15 protein-coding genes are annotated in these 16,906 nt (G+C 64.3%); 3 read left to right on the top strand and 12 right to left on the bottom strand.

From position 1 onward, the window contains the following. Nucleotides 1-3 precede the first annotated feature (3 nt). The 9 genes from ccoP to CBW66_RS06700 all read right to left on the bottom strand — a co-directional run bounded on the left by ccoP (nucleotide 4) and on the right by CBW66_RS06700 (nucleotide 9,939). Nucleotides 4-924, bottom strand: coding sequence for a cytochrome-c oxidase, cbb3-type subunit III (gene ccoP, locus CBW66_RS06660; protein WP_086137413.1), 921 nt, complete (start codon nucleotides 922-924; stop codon nucleotides 4-6). Further along, nucleotides 917-1,117, bottom strand: coding sequence for a cbb3-type cytochrome c oxidase subunit 3 (locus CBW66_RS06665; protein WP_070223255.1), 201 nt, complete (start codon nucleotides 1,115-1,117; stop codon nucleotides 917-919). Before CBW66_RS06665 ends, ccoP begins: the two co-directional genes overlap by 8 nt. A gap of 1 nt (nucleotide 1,118) precedes the next feature. After that, a complete protein-coding gene (gene ccoO / locus CBW66_RS06670; RefSeq protein WP_086137414.1) occupies nucleotides 1,119-1,733 on the bottom strand; it encodes a cytochrome-c oxidase, cbb3-type subunit II in 615 nt (204 codons plus the stop codon). Nucleotides 1,734-1,748: 15 nt separating this feature from the next. Then, complete coding sequence (gene ccoN, locus CBW66_RS06675) at nucleotides 1,749-3,176, bottom strand: cytochrome-c oxidase, cbb3-type subunit I (RefSeq protein WP_046681775.1); 1,428 nt, start codon at nucleotides 3,174-3,176, stop codon at nucleotides 1,749-1,751. 225 nt (nucleotides 3,177-3,401) lie between these two features. Then, nucleotides 3,402-3,578 carry a cbb3-type cytochrome oxidase assembly protein CcoS gene (ccoS, locus tag CBW66_RS06680; protein WP_046681774.1) on the bottom strand — a complete coding sequence of 59 codons (177 nt, stop codon included), beginning with the start codon at nucleotides 3,576-3,578 and terminating at the stop codon, nucleotides 3,402-3,404. Nucleotides 3,579-3,580: 2 nt separating this feature from the next. Further along, nucleotides 3,581-6,010 carry a heavy metal translocating P-type ATPase gene (locus CBW66_RS06685; RefSeq protein WP_086137415.1) on the bottom strand — a complete coding sequence of 810 codons (2,430 nt, stop codon included), beginning with the start codon at nucleotides 6,008-6,010 and terminating at the stop codon, nucleotides 3,581-3,583. 22 nt (nucleotides 6,011-6,032) lie between these two features. Beyond that, on the bottom strand, nucleotides 6,033-6,788 hold the full coding sequence (locus tag CBW66_RS06690; RefSeq protein WP_086137416.1) for a sulfite exporter TauE/SafE family protein: 756 nt from the start codon (nucleotides 6,786-6,788) through the stop codon (nucleotides 6,033-6,035). A gap of 9 nt (nucleotides 6,789-6,797) precedes the next feature. Further along, nucleotides 6,798-8,246, bottom strand: a complete 1,449-nt coding sequence (gene hemN, locus CBW66_RS06695; protein WP_086137417.1) for an oxygen-independent coproporphyrinogen III oxidase — start codon at nucleotides 8,244-8,246, stop codon at nucleotides 6,798-6,800. Between the two features lie 25 nt (nucleotides 8,247-8,271). Then, nucleotides 8,272-9,939: a PAS domain-containing methyl-accepting chemotaxis protein gene (locus CBW66_RS06700; RefSeq protein ID WP_086137418.1), complete on the bottom strand. Its 1,668-nt coding sequence runs from the start codon at nucleotides 9,937-9,939 to the stop codon at nucleotides 8,272-8,274. Nucleotides 9,940-10,204: 265 nt separating this feature from the next. Here CBW66_RS06700 and CBW66_RS06705 point away from each other — a divergent pair, with 265 nt between their 5' ends. Then, a complete protein-coding gene (locus CBW66_RS06705; RefSeq protein WP_086137419.1) occupies nucleotides 10,205-11,422 on the top strand; it encodes a hypothetical protein in 1,218 nt (405 codons plus the stop codon). A gap of 10 nt (nucleotides 11,423-11,432) precedes the next feature. Here the strand turns inward: CBW66_RS06705 and CBW66_RS06710 are convergent, their stop codons facing one another. From CBW66_RS06710 to CBW66_RS06720, 3 genes are all read right to left on the bottom strand, one after another. Further along, nucleotides 11,433-13,541 carry an EAL domain-containing protein gene (locus CBW66_RS06710; RefSeq protein ID WP_086137420.1) on the bottom strand — a complete coding sequence of 703 codons (2,109 nt, stop codon included), beginning with the start codon at nucleotides 13,539-13,541 and terminating at the stop codon, nucleotides 11,433-11,435. Nucleotides 13,542-13,586: 45 nt separating this feature from the next. Beyond that, nucleotides 13,587-14,030: an inner membrane protein YiaA gene (gene yiaA, locus CBW66_RS06715; protein ID WP_086137421.1), complete on the bottom strand. Its 444-nt coding sequence runs from the start codon at nucleotides 14,028-14,030 to the stop codon at nucleotides 13,587-13,589. A gap of 84 nt (nucleotides 14,031-14,114) precedes the next feature. Then, nucleotides 14,115-15,062, bottom strand: coding sequence for a DUF808 domain-containing protein (locus tag CBW66_RS06720; protein ID WP_086137422.1), 948 nt, complete (start codon nucleotides 15,060-15,062; stop codon nucleotides 14,115-14,117). Nucleotides 15,063-15,243: 181 nt separating this feature from the next. On the opposite strand from CBW66_RS06720, the gene CBW66_RS06725 reads away from it, so the two are divergent. Together CBW66_RS06725 and CBW66_RS06730 are read left to right on the top strand one after the other, a co-directional pair. After that, nucleotides 15,244-15,885 carry a LysE family transporter gene (locus tag CBW66_RS06725; RefSeq protein WP_086137423.1) on the top strand — a complete coding sequence of 214 codons (642 nt, stop codon included), beginning with the start codon at nucleotides 15,244-15,246 and terminating at the stop codon, nucleotides 15,883-15,885. A gap of 103 nt (nucleotides 15,886-15,988) precedes the next feature. After that, on the top strand, nucleotides 15,989-16,906 hold a 918-nt coding region (locus tag CBW66_RS06730), incomplete at its 3' end, for a FecR domain-containing protein (RefSeq protein ID WP_139843045.1).

Consider the following 16,906-nt stretch of genomic DNA (forward strand, 5'->3'; position numbering starts at 1 on the left):
ACGTCATTTCACGGGCGTCTGGGGATTCGACAGGCTCCAGACATACGCCGACAGCACGTGTACCTTGGATTCGCCGAGGAAGTCGCTGAAGGCCGGCATGGTGTTGTTGCGACCCTTGCGCACGGTTTCCATGATGGTATCGGCGCTGCCGCCGTACAGCCAGATCTTGTCCGTCAGGTTAGGCGCGCCGAGCATCTGGTTGCCCTTCGCATCGGCACCGTGACAGGCCATGCAGGCGCCGAACTTGGCTTTGCCCAGCACCGACTTGACGGGGTCCGAGGTCGAGCCGGACAGGCTCAGCACATAATGGGCCACGTTCTCGACATCCTGTTCGGAACCCAGCGCGGCGCCCATCGGCGGCATTTGTCCATTGCGGCCGTGCATGATGGTGGTCTTGATGATGTCGGGATCACCGCCATACAGCCAGTCCTTGTCCGTCAGGTTGGGGAAGCCCTTGTTGCCGCGGGCATCCGAACCGTGGCACTGCGCGCAGTAGGTCAGGAACAGGCGCTGGCCGATGGCTTGCGCCTGCGGATCGGCGGCCACCGTCTTCAAGTCCTGGCTCAGGTACTTGTTGAACAGGGGGCCGTAGTCGGCTTCCGCCTTCTTCAGCTCTTCCTCGTACTGGCCCGTCGATTTCCAGCCCAGGCTGCCGGCATAGTTGCCCAGGCCCGGATACAGGAACAGGTAGGCCAGCGCGAAGACGATGGTGATGTAGAACAGCCACATCCACCAGCGCGGCATCGGCGTATTGAGTTCCTTCAAGTCCTCGTCCCAGACGTGACCCGTGGTGCCGTCGGCGGGGGCGCCGGCGGCCACTTTCACTTTCGACTGCGAGTACAGCAGCACGCCGCAGCCGATGATGCCCAGCAGGGACAGCACGATGACGTAGATATTCCAGAAGCCATTGGTAAAGTCAGCCATGGTTGCGCTCCCCTTGTGCCGGCGCGGCATCGGCCGGATAGTCGAGCGCCTCGTCGGCGAACGGCAGGCGTGCCGCCGCGTCGAAGTCGCCATTGCTGCGGCTGAACGTCCACCACAGGATGCCCACGAATGTCATAAAGGAAACCACCGTCATGACGCTGCTGGCGCTGTCAAACAGGTTTTCGATTGCCATGCTAATTCCTTGTTTTGATTAATGTACCGAGGCCTTGCAGATAGGCGACCAGGGCGTCTTCTTCCGTCTTGTCCTGCAGCTGCGCGGGGCCGGCGGCGATTTCTTCCTCGCTGTACGGCTGGCCCAGGCGTTTCAGGGCGCGCATCTTCGGCATGATGTCGTCAGGCACCAGCTTGGTCTTCGCCAGCCATGGATAGGCCGGCATGTTCGACTCGGGTACCACGTCGCGCGGGTTGTTCAAGTGCGTGCGGTGCCATTCGTCGCTGTAGCGGGCGCCCACGCGGGCCAGGTCCGGCCCCGTGCGCTTGGAACCCCACTGGAACGGACGGTCGTAGACGAATTCGCCGGCGACCGAGTAGTGGCCATAGCGTTCCGTTTCCGCGCGCAGCGGACGCACCATCTGCGAGTGGCAGTTGTAGCAGCCTTCGCGCACGTAAATGTCGCGGCCCGCCAGGCGCAGCGGCGAGTACGGCTTCAGGCCGGCGACCGGCTCCGTCGTGCTCTTCTGGAAGAACAGGGGAACGATCTCGACGGCGCCGCCGATGCTGATCACCACGGTGACCAGGGCGATCAGCAGCCAGGGGTTTCTCTCAATCCATGCATGTGAAAATTTCATTTGCTTTCGCTCCTATCAGGCGTGCGCCGCGTTCAGTTCCGGAATGCGGGCGACGGGGAGTTTGCTGCCGCGCAGAGTCATCCAGGTGTTGTAGCCCATGATGCACATACCCGACAGGTACAGCAGGCCACCGGCCACGCGCACCACGTAGTACGGATACGTTGCTTTCACGCTCTCGACAAAGGTGTAGGTCAGGGTGCCGTCCGGATTGACCGCGCGCCACATCAGGCCCTGCATCACGCCGGCGATCCACATTGCGGCGATGTACAGCACGATGCCGATGGTGGCCACCCAGAAGTGCACGTCGACCAGGCGCGTGCTGTGCATCTGCGTGCGGCCCGCCAGGCGCGGCAGCAGGTAGTAGATCGAACCCATGGTGATGAAGCCCACCCAGCCCAGGGCGCCCGCATGCACGTGGGCAACGGTCCAGTCGGTATAGTGCGACAGCGAGTTGATGGTCTTGATCGACATCATCGGACCTTCGAAGGTGGCGATGCCGTAGAACGACAGCGAGACGATCATGAATTTCAGGATCGGGTCGGTACGCAGCTTGTGCCAGGCGCCCGACAGGGTCATGATGCCGTTGATCATGCCGCCCCAGCTTGGCGCCAGCAGGACCAGCGAGAAGACCATGCCGATCGATTGCGTCCAGTCAGGCAAGGCCGTGTAGTGCAGGTGATGCGGGCCGGCCCACATGTAGGTGAAGATCAGCGCCCAGAAGTGGACGATCGACAAACGGTACGAGTACACGGGGCGCTCGGCCTGTTTCGGGATGAAGTAATAGACCATGCCCAGGTAGCCGGCGGTCAGGATGAAGCCCACCGCGTTATGGCCGTACCACCACTGGATCATGGCGTCCTGCACGCCCGCATACGCGGAATACGACTTGGTGAACGAGGCTGGCATGACGGCGCCATTGACCACGTGCAAAATCGTCACGGCCAGGATGTAGGCGCCGAAGAACCAGTTGGCCACGTAGATGTGCTTGACCTTGCGCTTGATCAGGGTGCCGAAGAAGACGATGGCGTAGGCGATCCAGACGACGGCGATGAGGATGGCGATAGGCCATTCCAGCTCGGCGTATTCCTTGCCGCGGGTCAGGCCCATGGGCAGGCTGACGACCGCGCACAGGATGACCGCTTGCCAGCCCCAGAAGGTAAAGGCGGCCAGTTTGTCGGAAAACAGGCGCACCTGGCAGGTGCGTTGCACGACGTAGTACGAGGTGGCGAACAGGCCGCAGATGCCGAAGGCGAAAATCACCGCATTCGTGTGCAGCGGACGCAAGCGTCCGTATGTCAGCCATGGTATGTCGAGGTTCAGGGCAGGCCAGGCCAGCTGAGCGGCGATGATAACGCCTACCAGCATGCCGATGATGCCCCATACCACAGTAGCGACCGCGAATTGCTTCACGATCTTGTAGTTATAGTTCAGCGATTGATCCACAAAGACTCTCCCTGGAATTACTATTTATGATGGTGGCCAGAGAGTAAGTGTTTGACCGCGAAAAAACTTTGATGTGGATCAAAATTCCCCGGATGAAATAAGCGTAGCGAACTGGCATCGAAATAAAGTGATATTTCGATCAAAAAGGCCGTACAAGATCCCTGCAAAAAGGGCATGGGGAGCAGATGCGCCGGCCATGGCGTGCGCGACGCCGGCCGGGCAGGGTCAGGGATGCGGTTCGCCGGGCGCCGGCTTGACCGTCGTGTCGTCATCCTGCAGCACGCGCAGGCCCGGTCCGACGAGGTCGTCGAACTGGCCGCTGTCCGAGGCCGTGAAATACACCCACAGGGCGATGAAGACGACCACGACACTTAAGGGGATGAGGAGGTACAGTGCTTCCATGTTCAGGCTTTCCGCAGACGCAGGGCGTTGGCGATGACGACCGCCGAGCTGGCAGCCATGCCGACGCCGGACAGCCAGGGGTTCAAGAAGCCCAGCGCGGCGGCCGGGATGGCCGTCAGATTGTACAGGGTGGCCCAGCCCAGGTTCTCGCGGATGATGCGCATGCTGCGCGCGGCCGTTTTCGCCGTGTCGAGCACGGACACCAATTGGCTCGACAGCAGCACCGTGTCCGCATGCGCCTGCGCCAGCGCGGCGCCGGAACCCATGGCGAAGGACACGTCGGCGCCGCTCAGGACGGCGGCGTCGTTGATGCCGTCGCCGACCATGGCCACGACGGCGCCCGTGGCCTGCAATTGCTGCACGAAATCGAGCTTTTCATCGGGCAGGCATTCGCCGCACGCCGTGGCGATGCCCAGCTCGGCCGCCACGCTTTGCGTCAGCGCCTCCTGGTCGCCACTCAGCAGCACGACTTGCTTGCCGCGCTGGTGGAAATACGCGACCACGTCGCGCGCTTCCGGGCGCAGCGCGTCGCTGAGCAGGAAACGCGTCAGCCAGCGCCCCTGCGTGCCCAGGTACAGCGGCGTCATGCCCTGCATGCCGACGGCCGTGTCGCCCAGCGGCGGACCCGCGATGGCGGCGACAAAGGCCGCATTGCCCAGGCGGTAGCGCACGCCGTCGACGATGCCCTCGAGGCCCTGGCCCTGCACTTCCTGCAGGTTTTCCGCATGCGTGCGCGGCGTTTCTCCCGCTGCTGCCAGGATCGCCTGCGCCAGCGGATGGGCGCTGCCCGCTTCCAGCGCGGCGGCCACCTGCAGGCAGTCGTCTTCCGTCATGCTGTCCAGGCCCTCGATCTGTTTCAGCACGGGCCGGCCCAGGGTCAATGTGCCCGTCTTGTCGAAGACGATGTGGGTGGCGCGGTGCAGGGTTTCCAGCACGTGCGGCTGGACGATCAGCACGCCGCGCCGCAGCAGGCTGTCGGTGGCGGCCGCCAGCGCCGTCGGCGTGGCGAGCGACAGCGCGCACGGGCACGACACGACCAGCACGGCAATCGCCACGGGCCACGCCTGCGCCGCATCGTGCCAGCTCCAGAAGGCGAACACGGCGACGGCGAACAGCAGCAGGCCCAGCACGAACCAGGCGGCCACTTTATCGGCCCATTGGGCGATCTGCGGCTTGCCGCTGCCGGCCCGCTCGATCAGTTTCAACAGGTCCGACAGCGTGCTTTCGCGCGCCGGTTTCAGCACGCGCAGGATCAGTGCCGCGCTGGCATTGATGGCGCCGCCCGGCACCCGCTCGCCCAGTTTGCGGCGCTGCGCCGCGCTCTCGCCCGTCAGCAGCGATAAATCGAGCGCGCTCGTGCCTTCGATGATGACGCTGTCGGCGGCAATCGCCTCGCCCGGTTTGACCAGGATGACGTCGCCCACGGCGAGGGAACCCGCCGGCACCAGGGTGGTGGCCCGGTTGTCTGGAAAGCCCGCCATCAGCGAGGCGGACGCGGGCAAGGCATGCTGCAAGCGCTCGAGGGCCGAGGCAGCCTTGCGGCGCGCCTGCAGCTCGAAATAGCGGCTGCACAGCAGCAGGAAAATGAACATCGTGGCCGAGTCGTAATACACCTCGCCGCGGCCCGTAAACGTCGCCACCACACTGCCGAAGAAGGCCGCCAGGATGCCCAGCGCCACGGGCACGTCCATGCCCAGGGTGCGCGCACGCAGGCTGGCCCAGGCGCCCTGGAAAAACGGCAGGGCCGAATAGCAGATGGCGGGCAGGGTCAAGAGCAGGCTGGCCCAGCGCATCAGGCTGGCCATATTGTTGTCCAGGGTGCCGTCTTCGGCCGCCAGGTAGGCGGGTGCCACGTACATCATCACCTGCATCATCGACAGGCCGGCGACGAACAATTGGCGGCCCAGCGTCTTGCTGGCTTTCTGCAGGCGTTCGCCATGGCGCACGGCGTCATACGGATAGGCCGTGTAGCCGACTTGCCGCACGGCTTGCAGGATGTCGCCCGGTTCGCACTGCGCGCGGCTCCAGCGCACGTACAGGCGTTCCGTGGCGACGTTCAGGCTGGCCGCCTGCACGCCGGGCAAACGCGTCAGCTGGCGCTCGATCAGCCAGACGCAGGCGGCGCAGCGGATGCCCTCGACAGAGAGCGTTGCTTCGCAGCTGCTGGCGTCGCGCGCGAATTGCGCGTCGTCATTGCTGTACAGGCGCAGCTCGGGCGGCACCATGGTCGCATCGGCCGCGTTGACGGCATATTCGTCGCGGTCGCGGTAGTAGGCGCTCTGGCCGATGTCGACGATGGTTTGCGCCACGGCTTCGCAGCCGGGGCAGCACATGGCGCGCGGCACGTCGTCGATGGTGACGAGCCAGCTGGAACCGCTGGGCACAGGCAAGCCGCAATGGAAGCAGGCGGAGGGTTGTAAAACAGCATTCATAGGTATGTTTTCATGCGTCTTTTCATGGATGGCCCGTGACGCACAGGGCGTCGAGCCAGCCCAGCGAGACACCATTCGCGGCGCGCAGCAGGCCCAGCAAGCCAAAGCCCAGCACCAGCAAGCCGCTGGCGATGCGCACGGGGCGGCGCTGCATCTGCATGCGCAAGCGCGTGCCCAGCAAGCCCATGCTCAGCAAAGTGGGCAGGGTGCCCAGGCCGAAGGCGGCCATCGTGGCCGCGCCGCGCAATGCCGAACCTTGCATCATGGCCGTCAGCAGCGCGCTGTAGACCATGCCGCACGGCACCCAGCCCCACAGGCCGCCCACGGCCAGCGCCTTGAATGGCGTATCCATGGGCATCAGCGGTTTCAGCAGGGGGCGCACGCGGCGCCAGACGACGTTGCCGGCCGCTTCCAGCCGGGCCAGGCCGCGCCAGGCATCCATCAGGTACAGGCCCAAAGCCACCAGCATCAGGTTGGCCAGCCAGTAGCCGGCCACTTGCAGCGACGCCAGGTGCAGCATGCCGGCGCCGGCCAGGCTGCCGGCCAGGGCGCCAGCCAGCATGTAGCTGCCTATGCGCCCGCCGTTGTAGGCCAGTACGCGCAGCACGTTAGCCTGCAGCGCGGGGCGCGCCACGGCGATGGCGATCACGGGACGCGTCGGCGCCGGTGCGCCGCCGCTGATCGACAGGGCGCCCACGATACCGCCGCACATGCCGATGCAGTGCACGCTGCCGGCCAGGCCGACCAGGAACATGGGCACGAGGCTGAGGGCGTTCATCGGGCGGTGTTACACCGTTTTCGAGTAGCGCAGCGGCTGCACCGCGTCCGGCGCCGCGTTCGCGCGCGCCAGGGTCAGGTAGCGGTCGAAAACCATGCAGATATTGCGGATCAGCAAGCGCCCTTTCGGCGTCACGGTCAGCCAGTCTTCTTCGATGACGAGCAAGCCGTCACGCGCCAGTTCGCGCAGCTTTTCCAGTTCCGTGGCGAAGTAGCTGCGGAATTTCACGGGATGCGCCTGCTCGATGGTGGCGATCGACAATTCGAAATTGCACATCAGCATCTGGATAATAATACGGCGTAATAAATCGTCCGTATCGAGCTTGATGCCGCGCGCGATCGGCAGCACGCCTTCGTCGAGCTTTTCATAGTAGGCGTCCAGGGTCTTTTCGTTCTGGCTGTAGACGGCGCCGACGGAACTGATGGCCGACACGCCGCAGGCGATCAGGTCCGCTTCCGCGCGCGTGGAATAGCCCTGGAAATTGCGGTGCAAGCGGCCCTGGCGCTGCGCCACGGCCAGGTCGTCCGTGGGCTTGGCGAAATGGTCCATGCCGATATACACGTAGCCGGCGGCCGTCAGGCGCGCGATGCACAGGCCCAGCATGGCCAGCTTGGTGGCGCTGTCGGGCATGTCGGCGTCGAGGATGCGGCGCTGCGGCTTGAACAAATGCGGCATGTGCGCGTAGTGATACAGGGCGATGCGGTCGGGGCTGGCGTTGATCACCTTGCGCAGGGTTTCCGTCATCGTCTCCAGGCTTTGCTTGGGCAGGCCGTAGATCAGGTCGATGCTGATCGAGCGGAAACCGGCGTCGCGCGCCGCCTGCATGATGGCCACCGTTTCCGCTTCCGGCTGGATGCGGTTGACGGCTTTTTGCACGTCGGCGTCGAAATCCTGCACGCCCAGGCTGATGCGATTAAAGCCTTGCGCGCGCAGCGAAAACACGCGTTCGCGCGAGACGGTGCGCGGGTCGATCTCGATCGAATATTCGCCGTCTTCATCGGCAGCGAACTCGAAATGCTGGCGCAAATGCGCCATCAGCTCGTCCATCTGCTTTTCGCTCAGGTACGTGGGCGTGCCGCCGCCGAAGTGCAATTGTTCGATCTGGTTCATGCCGGCAAACAGCTTTCCCTGCATGGCGATTTCCTGTTTCAGGTAGCTGAGGTAGGTGGCGGCCTTGCTGCGGTCTTTCGTGATGATCTTGTTGCAGGCGCAGTAGTAGCATAGGGTGTCGCAGAACGGCACGTGCACGTACAGCGACAGGGGACGGCGGCCGCCGCGCATGCGCAGCGCGGCCAGCGCTTCGAGAAAGTTGCCGTAGCCGAAGTCGGCGCTAAAACGGTCGGCGGTCGGGTAGGACGTGTAGCGGGGGCCGGACTGGCTCATTTTGCCGATGATGACCGGGTCGAATTCGACGACCGCATCGAGTTCGGCGGAAGCACTGCTGAGGAGTGTAGGCATGATGTGTTTTGATGTCTTGAAAGGTTTAGGCGGCCAGGCGTTTCATGGCGGGTTTGCCGGCGTTCGCTGCGCCCGCGGCGCCCGATTTGCCGCCAGGCATGGCGACGCGGCGCGGTGGCGGCATCTTGCCGAAATTGAACAGGCTCACGGCTTGCGACAGGCTGGCTGCTTCTTCCGCCAGGCGCGTGGCGGCCGCGGCGGCTTCTTCCACCAGGGCCGCGTTCTGCTGCGTCACCTGGTCCATGTGGGCGATGGCCTGGTTGACCTGGTCGACGCCGATGCTCTGTTCGCGCGAAGCGATGGAAATTTCCTGCATGATGGCCGTCACCTGCTTGACGGAGCTGACTACCTGCTCCATGGTGGCGCCGGCGCGGTTCACCTGCAGCATGCCGGCGCCCACCTTGCCGACGGAAATTTCAATCAGTTGCTTGATATCCTTGGCCGCCACGGACGAGCGCTGCGCCAGGTTGCGCACTTCGCCCGCCACCACGGCGAAGCCCCTGCCCTGTTCGCCGGCGCGCGCCGCTTCCACGGCCGCGTTCAGCGCCAGGATGTTGGTCTGGAAGGCGATGCCTTCGATCAGGCCGATGATGTCGACGATCTTTTTCGACGAGGTGCTGATGTCGTCCATGGTGGTGATCACTTCGGAAACGATCTCGCCGCCCTGCACCGCCACTTTCGAGGCGGCCACGGCCAGTTCATTGGCCTGCACCGAGTTGTCCGCGTTCTGTTTCACGGTCGACGAGAATTCCTCGATGCTCGAGGCCGTCTCTTCCAGGCTGGCCGCCTGCGATTCCGTGCGGCCCGACAAGTCCATATTGCCGACGGCGATCTGCCTGGTGGCCACGGCCATGGTTTCCACGTTGATGCGCACGTCGCGGATGGTGGCGATCAGGTTGCTGTTCATCTGCTGCAGCGCGCGCAGCAATTGTCCCATTTCATCGGTGCTGTCCGTTTCAAAACTGCCTGACAGGTCGCCGGCGGCGATCGCCCGCGCGCCGTTCAGGGCCTTGCCCAGCGGCTTGAGCACGGACATGCGCAAGGTGTACCAGAGGAAGACGTTGATCAGGAAACCGAACAGGGTGGCGCCGAAGATGGCGTAATTGGTGATCTTGCCGCCGCTGGCGAACAGGCTGATGATGCACACCAGCAACTGCAGGCAGTTGACGATGGAGGTGGCGGCCCAGATGCGCAGGTTGAGCGACATGTGCGTCAGGTTGTGCAGCAGGTGGGCCAGGCCCGGGCGCACAATCTGCCCGTGCTTGATGACGATGTTGCCGCCTTCCTTGTTGCGGATGGCCGCGTAGGCTTCCTCGGCCGCCTTGACCTGCTCCTTGTCAGCCTTGACGCGCACCGACATGTAGCCGGTGGTCTTGCCCGCTTCGCGGATGGGCGTGACGTTGGCGCGCACCCAGTAAAAATCGCCGTTCTTGCAGCGGTTCTTGACCAGGCCCGTCCACGGCGTGCCGGCCTGGATCGAGGCCCACAGGTCGGCAAACGCCTCGGACGGCATGTCCGGGTGGCGCACGATATTCTGGGGCGAACCGAGCAGCTCTGCCTCGCTGAAGCCGCTAACCTGGCTGAAGTACGGATTCACGTACACGATATTGCCGTTCATATCCGTTTTCGACACGATGGCCTGGTCGTCCTGGACGAGGACTTCACGGTTAGTCACTGGCAAATTTTGTCGCATGGTCGCGGCTTCCTGATCGGTTAAATGAGCAATTGGTGAGTAAGACTTGCACGATTGCAAGAATGGAGATCAGTGTAAGGAGTCGACTACGCATTTTTATTGATGTAGATCAAAATCCTCAATATTGGCTTCGGTAATTTACCGTGCCCCTCAAGCGAGCAGCTGTTTCGTCATGGCGGTTTTTGGTTTATAGTGCCAAATTGGCTATTTATTTTGCCAATTGGCACTATTTGCCTGGTCGGCGTTCTTTGGATACGGGAGACCCATGGGTTTATTCGATTTTTTCCGCAGCCCTCCCTCGCGCGATGCCTTTGCGCAGATCGTCCTGCGGCAGATCGGCCAAGATGGCCTGGCATCCGACAGCCGCTATGAACGGGAACAGTTTCGCATCGTGTCGGGCAGCGATGACGGGCATGTTTTCAATCTGGACAATGCCTACCGCGACTATTGCGCCGCGCCGCGCAAGCAGCGGGCACACGTCGTGCAGCACTACCTGAACATCTACTCGGCTCCGGGCATGCCGTCCAGCTTTGCCGACGCCCGCGCCAGCCTGATGCCCGTGCTGCGCAGCCGCCGGCAGGGCGACTATCTGCGCCTGCTGGCGCAGACCGAGCCGCAGCGTCCGGCATTTGCCACTGCCTGCCAGGACTTCAGCGAGGATGCGGTCGTCATGCTGGCCTACGATACGGAAGCGAATATGGCCACCATCGGCCAGGCTACGCTGGCGCAGTGGGGCGTGACGTTCGAACAGGCGCTGGCGGCGGCCTTGGACAATTTGCGCGACCGCACGGCGCACAGCTTCGTAACGTTGGGCAACGGCTTGCTGCTGGGCGACTGGAACGATGCCTATGATTCTTCGCGCTTGCTGCTGCCGGACTTGCTGTTCCGCGCCTGCGAGGGCGGCGAACCGCTGGTGATGGTGCCCACGCGCGGGCGCTTTCTGCTGGCGTCGTCGCACAATGCGGCGGGACAGCTGGCCATGGTGGCCCTGGCCGACCAGCTGGCGCGCGACGAGGGGCGGCATGTCTCGACCGCCCTGTATGGCGTGCGGGAAGGGAAAATCGTTGCCTGCGAGCCGGCCGATGCGGCTGTCGCCACGGCGCTGCGGCGTTTCCAGACGATCGTGCGCGCCGATCTCTACAACCAGCAGAAGGAAGAGTGGGAGCAACTCAACACGAGCACGGGCGAAGACGTCTTCGTCGCCAGCTGCATGCTGATCGAACGGCAGTCGGGCGAGCGCGTCGTTTCCGTGAGCAGCTGGGCCCGCGCCGTGCATACCTTGCTGCCGCGCACCGATGTCGTGGCGCTGGAGCTGAACGACGAGCATGGCGAGCGCAGCGGCAGCAAGCTGCTGGCCTGGGACGATGCGCAAGCCATCGGCGGCGGCCTGATGGAGCAAATCGATTGCTACCCGGTGCGCTACCGCGTGCGCGCGTTTCCCGATGCGCAGTGCGTGGCGGCGGCGCCGGCCTGCGAGCTCTGAAGTCTGGCCGCTAGTCCACGCCCGCCGTCAGCGGCCGCAGGCTGCCCACGGCGTAGCCTTGCGCATAGTCGATGCCCAGCTCGCGGATGACGGCCAGGGTGGCTTCGTCTTCCACGTATTCGGCCACCGTTTGCAGGCCCATCACGTGGCCCACTTCATTGATGGCCTTGACCATGGCGCGGTTGATGGCGTTGCTGGCGATGTCGCGCACGAAGACGCCGTCGATCTTCAAATAGTCGACGGGCAGGGCCTTCAGGTAGCCGAACGAGGAAAAGCCGCTGCCGAAGTCGTCGAGCGAGAAGCGGCAGCCCATGGCCTTGAGCTGGCGCATGAACATTTGCGCCTTGGGCAGGTTGGCGATGACGGCCGTTTCCGTGATTTCAAAGCAGATCTGTTCGGGCGCAACCGCGAACTGCACGAACTGCTCGGTGATGTAGTCGTGCAAGGCCGTGTCGGCCAGCGACATACCCGACAGGTTGACGGAATACAGGGCCGGTGCGCGGCGGCGGCTTTCCGCCATCGCTTCGAGCGGCGGCAGGCTGTCGCGCACGCTCTCGATATGCGCGCAGACGGCGCGGATGACCCAGCGGTCGATGGGCAGCATCATGTCGTAGCGCTCGGCGGCGGGGATGAAGGCGCCGGGCAAGATCAGGTCGCCCTTGCTGTTGCGGATGCGGATCAGCACTTCGTCGTGGTATTCCTCGCTGTCGTGCAGGTGCACGATGGGCATGGCGTACAGGCGGAAATAATCGTGTGCGAACGCCTCGTTCAGGCGCGAAATCCACAGCATTTCACCATGCCGCTGCGCCAGCATGACGTCCGATTCCTGGTAGACATGGATGCGGTTGCGGCCCTGCTCCTTGGCCAGGTAGCAAGCCTGGTCGGCGGCGCTCAGCAGCTCGCTCATGGACTTGCTGTCCTGGCTGATTTCCACGATGCCGATGCTTACGCCCAGTTCGAAGCTGCGGCTATCCCAGGCGAAGCGGAAATCGCGGATGGACTGGCGCAGCTGCTCGCCGATCTGGCGCGCGTGGTCGAGCGGACAGTGCGGCAGCAGCACGCCCAGTTCGTCGCCACCGAGGCGCGCCAGAATGTCGCTGTCGCGCATTTGTCCCTGCAGCATTTTCGCCAGCAGTTGCAGCAGCACGTCGCCGGCGCCGTGGCCGCAGGTGTCGTTGATGACCTTGAACTGGTCCAGGTCCAGGTACAGCAGCGCATGCACGTGGCCGTCCTGCTTGGCCGTGTGCAGCGCCTTGGCCACCAGGTGTTCGAATTCGCGCCGGTTGATCAGGCCCGTCAGGGTGTCGTGCGAGGCTTGCCACGACAGTTCCTGGCTCAGCTTGCGTTCGTGGCTGACGTCGCGGAAGACGACGACGGCGCCGAGGATGTCGCCGTCGCGCGACCAGATGGGCGCGGCCGACTCTTCGATGGCGATGCGCCGGCCGTCGCGCGTGATCAGCTGCGAGCGGGGAGAAGTGCCGATGGCCATGCGCTGTTGCAGGCAGCGCATGGCCACGTGCTCGCGCGCTTCGCCCGTGCGTTCATCGGCCAGCGGCATGGTCACGGCGATGTCCAGGCCCTGCGCCATGTCGTTGTTCCAGCCCGTTAATTTCTCGGCCACGCGGTTCAGGTAGCGCGTCTTGCCCTGCGGATCGGTGGTGATGACGCCATCGCCGATGGAACTGAGCGTCACTTCGGCCAGTTCCTTGTGCTCGGCGATCATCAGCTCGCGCGCCATGTGTTCGGTGATATCCCAGATGATGCCCAGGGTGCGTTCCGGTTGCCCGGCTGCATCCATGAAGATATGCGCCTTGGCCGCCAGCCAGTGTTCGCTCGCGTCGGGCCAGATGACGCGGTATTGCAGGGCGTAGCCGCAGCGCCGGCGCACGCCGTCCTGCAGCACGCCGAGCACCTTGTCGCGGTCGCCGGCGTGCACGCAGTCGAGGAAGCTGCGAAATGGCTGCGTCAGCGCGCGCTCTTCCAGGCCCAGCAAGGTGGCGCCCTTGGCCGACCAGCTGACCGTGCCGTCGATCACCTGGCCGTCGACGATGCGCGAATCCCAGATCGCCATATGCGCCGCCTCCAGGGCCATCTGCAAACGTTTCTGCTGGTCGCTCATCTTCCCCTCCCGACATCGATACAGGGATAGATGCGCCACCGGTATTTAAGTTCCCGGCGCTTCGGCAGAGCTGGCCCCGGAACTGGCCAGCTCCGCGCGCGTTACGTCGCGCACATTCTTTTGCACGGCCACGGCAGCAAACAAACTCAGCAGGAATGCCATCGCATAAAACCCTTTCTCGCTATTTTGCAGGGTGGCGTTCCACAGGCCCAGCGTCAATAACAGCAAGGCCAGCAGCACGGAAATCCAGCACAGGCCGAAATAGATGCCCGTCACGGCGATGCCTTCGCTGCGGTCGCGCACGGATTTTTGCAGCGAGATGGCGGCGAACAGACCGTACATGAGGATGGTGAAGTAATAGCCTTTCTCGTTGAGCGCCATGCTGGCGTTCCACAGACCGGACAGGTAGGTGATGATGCCGATCAGCAACGCCGCCCAGGAGGCGCCGATGAAGGCGCTGCTGGGACGTTGGATGGGGGAAGTCTGCATAGGGTCTCCATGGACGGACGGCGCCGCCGGCATGGCCGTGGCGGCAGGCACGGATGCGCCTGCCGCCCCATCAGACCAGAAAGTTTATTTGCCCGACTTGATCATGCGCAACAAAGCCGACACGGCGGTGACGCCGGCCAGCACCAGGCCGCCGGCGATGACGCCGGCCACCGCGTTGATCAGGCTGGGCGTGACGGCGGCCAGCACGGGACCGATGCCGGCCACGCCGCCGACCGCTTCTTCCGCATGGTGCAGCATGCCGCTGGCCCACGGCCAGCCATGCGTCAAGATGCCGCCGCCGACCATGAACATGGCCAGGGTGCCGACCACGGAGAGAAATTTCATCAGTTTCGGCGCCGCCGACACGAGCATGCGGCCAACGCCGCGCACGCCATCCATCAGCGCGCCCGTACCCTTGCGCGCGGACAAATAAAAGCCCGCGTCATCGAGCTTGACGATGCCCGCCACCAGGCCGTACACGCCCACCGTCATGATGATGGCGATGCCGACGACGACGGCCACCTGCTCGGCGAAGGTGGCCGCGGCCACCGTGCCCAGCGCGATGACGATGATTTCCGCCGACAAAATGAAATCGGTGCGGATGGCGCCCTTGATCTTGTCCTTTTCCAGCGCGACGAGGTCGGCCTGCGGATCGCGCAGCGCCTGAGCCAGTTCGGCCTTGTGGCTGTCGTCCGGGTGCAGGTAGTTATGGGCGATCTTTTCGAAGCCCTCGAAGCACAGGTAGGCGCCGCCCACCATCAGCAGCGGCGTGATGGCCCACGGCGCGAACGCACTGATGGCCAGCGCGGCGGGCACGAGGATGGCCTTGTTCTTCAGCGAACCGACGGCGACGGCCCAGACGACGGGCAATTCGCGCTCGGCGCGCACGCCGGCCACTTGCTGCGCGTTCAGGGCCAGGTCGTCGCCGAGCACGCCGGCCGTCTTCTTGGCGGCTACCTTGGTCATCAGGGAAACGTCATCGAGGATGCTGGCGATGTCGTCGAGCAGGGCCAGCAGGCTGGAGCCGGCCATCTCAGCGCGCTCCCACGGTGGTGGCAGGAAACTGTGGAGCAAGTAAAGTGTTGTTTTTCATGATGTTATTCTTGGTTGTACGGCAAGGGAGTGTGCGACTGCGATCTTACCCCAGGGCGGGCCGGCAGGGCCGCACTGAGCGGGTTAAAATTGCTCATCGTCACCATTTTTTGGACACCGCATGCCTTTCGCCACCTGGATCACCTTTGTCATCGCCGCTTCCATCATCGCCGTCTCGCCCGGCTCGGGCGCCGTGCTGTCGATGTCGCATGGCCTGTCGTACGGGGTCAGAAAGGCCAGCGCGACGATTCTGGGCCTGCAACTGGGGCTGCTGGTGGTGCTGGGTATCGCGGGCGCCGGCGTCGGCTCCCTCCTGCTCGCTTCCGAAGTAGCGTTCAATATCGTCAAGACGGTGGGCGCCTTGTACCTGATCTACCTGGGCCTGTCGCAATGGCGCGCCAAGGTGGCGGTGGCGGGCGACCTGCATGCCGACGCCGTGGTGCCTTCCATGGGCCGGCGCGTGCTGACGGGTTTTCTGACCAATGTGACGAATCCGAAAGGCATCATTTTCATGGTGGCGGTGTTGCCGCAATTTATCAGCCCGACAGCGCCGCTGCTGCCGCAGCTGCTGATCCTGGCCGTTACCATGTGCACGATCGATCAGATCGTCATGCATAGCTATGCCTTCCTCGCCTCGTCGATGCAGCGTTTTTTCCGCGATGCCAAGGCCGTGAAAAAGCAGAACCGCTTCTTTGGCGGCTTGCTGATGGCCGTCGGCGCGGCCCTGTTCTTCGTCAAGCGGGGCAGCCAGGCGGCATCCTGAACGAAGTCAATATGCAAACATTTGTAAGCCCGCTTGCGATGCCGGCACGATGCGGATGTAATCGGCAGTATGTCTTCCTTGTAGTCCTGCCTGGAGCGCTGCCATGCGTCCTATCCTCTCTTCCCCCCTGCTGAACACCGTGTGCGCCGTGCTGCTGTCGTCGGCGTGCGCCTTCGCCCTGGCGCAGGACCCGCCCGCCCGCGTGGGGCGCATTTCCAGCGTTGAAGGGCCGGTGCTGGTGCGCGCCGGCGATGGCGAGGCGCAAAACGCCCTCGTGAACTGGCCCGTCACGACGGATAACCGCCTCAGTACCATGCGCGGCGCGCTGGCGGAGTTTCGCGTGGGCGCCGCCGCCGTGCGGCTCGATGGCGATTCCGAGCTGGAAGTGAGCGAGCTCGACGACGACAGTTTCAGGCTGCACCTCAGCTATGGCACGGTCAGCGTGCGCGTGCGCAACCCGGACGCGCTGCGCGGCTTCGAGCTGACCACGGCCCAGGCGCGTGTGATTCTGACCCAGCCGGGCTGGGTGCGCATCGACGCTGGGCGCCAGCCCGGCACCAGCGTCGTCAGCGTGCTCGACGGCGCGGCCGACGTGGATGGCGCGACGGGCAGCGTGACCTTGCGCGCGGGCAAGCGCGCCGAGCTGACGGACGAGGAATTGCGCACGGGCGCCGCACAGAGAGTCTCCTTCGACAACTGGCCCGAAGCCTTGCCCGCCGCCGCGCCGGCCTTGCGCTATGTCACGGACGATACGACAGGCTATGAAGAGCTGGACCGCTACGGCGCCTGGCAGGACAACGCGGAATACGGTCCCCTGTGGCTGCCCAGCACGGTGCCTGCCGGCTGGGCACCGTACAGCGACGGGCGCTGGACGTGGATCGCGCCGTGGGGCTGGACCTGGGTCGACAATGCGCCGTGGGGCTATGCGCCCTCGCACTACGGCCGCTGGGTGCTGCTGGGCCACCGCTGGGGCTGGGCGCCCGGCCGCGAGCGCGGCCGCGTGCCGTGGGCGCCGGCCCTG

The sequence above is a fragment of the Janthinobacterium sp. GW456P genome (genome assembly GCF_002127655.1).
In the GTDB taxonomy this organism is placed as follows: Bacteria; Pseudomonadota; Gammaproteobacteria; order Burkholderiales; family Burkholderiaceae_D; genus Janthinobacterium.

What these genes read in the sequence shown, in the direction of transcription:
- ccoP (WP_086137413.1), bottom strand. Translation starts at nt 924, where the DNA reads ATGGCTGACTTTACCAATGGCTTCTGGAATATCTACGTCATCGTGCTG.
- CBW66_RS06665 (WP_070223255.1), bottom strand. Translation starts at nt 1,117, where the DNA reads ATGGCAATCGAAAACCTGTTTGACAGCGCCAGCAGCGTCATGACGGTG.
- ccoO (WP_086137414.1), bottom strand. Translation starts at nt 1,733, where the DNA reads ATGAAATTTTCACATGCATGGATTGAGAGAAACCCCTGGCTGCTGATC.
- ccoS (WP_046681774.1), bottom strand. Translation starts at nt 3,578, where the DNA reads ATGGAAGCACTGTACCTCCTCATCCCCTTAAGTGTCGTGGTCGTCTTC.
- CBW66_RS06685 (WP_086137415.1), bottom strand. Translation starts at nt 6,010, where the DNA reads ATGAATGCTGTTTTACAACCCTCCGCCTGCTTCCATTGCGGCTTGCCT.
- CBW66_RS06690 (WP_086137416.1), bottom strand. Translation starts at nt 6,788, where the DNA reads ATGAACGCCCTCAGCCTCGTGCCCATGTTCCTGGTCGGCCTGGCCGGC.
- hemN (WP_086137417.1), bottom strand. Translation starts at nt 8,246, where the DNA reads ATGCCTACACTCCTCAGCAGTGCTTCCGCCGAACTCGATGCGGTCGTC.
- CBW66_RS06700 (WP_086137418.1), bottom strand. Translation starts at nt 9,939, where the DNA reads ATGCGACAAAATTTGCCAGTGACTAACCGTGAAGTCCTCGTCCAGGAC.
- CBW66_RS06705 (WP_086137419.1), top strand. Translation starts at nt 10,205, where the DNA reads ATGGGTTTATTCGATTTTTTCCGCAGCCCTCCCTCGCGCGATGCCTTT.
- CBW66_RS06710 (WP_086137420.1), bottom strand. Translation starts at nt 13,541, where the DNA reads ATGAGCGACCAGCAGAAACGTTTGCAGATGGCCCTGGAGGCGGCGCAT.
- yiaA (WP_086137421.1), bottom strand. Translation starts at nt 14,030, where the DNA reads ATGCAGACTTCCCCCATCCAACGTCCCAGCAGCGCCTTCATCGGCGCC.
- CBW66_RS06720 (WP_086137422.1), bottom strand. Translation starts at nt 15,062, where the DNA reads ATGGCCGGCTCCAGCCTGCTGGCCCTGCTCGACGACATCGCCAGCATC.
- CBW66_RS06725 (WP_086137423.1), top strand. Translation starts at nt 15,244, where the DNA reads ATGCCTTTCGCCACCTGGATCACCTTTGTCATCGCCGCTTCCATCATC.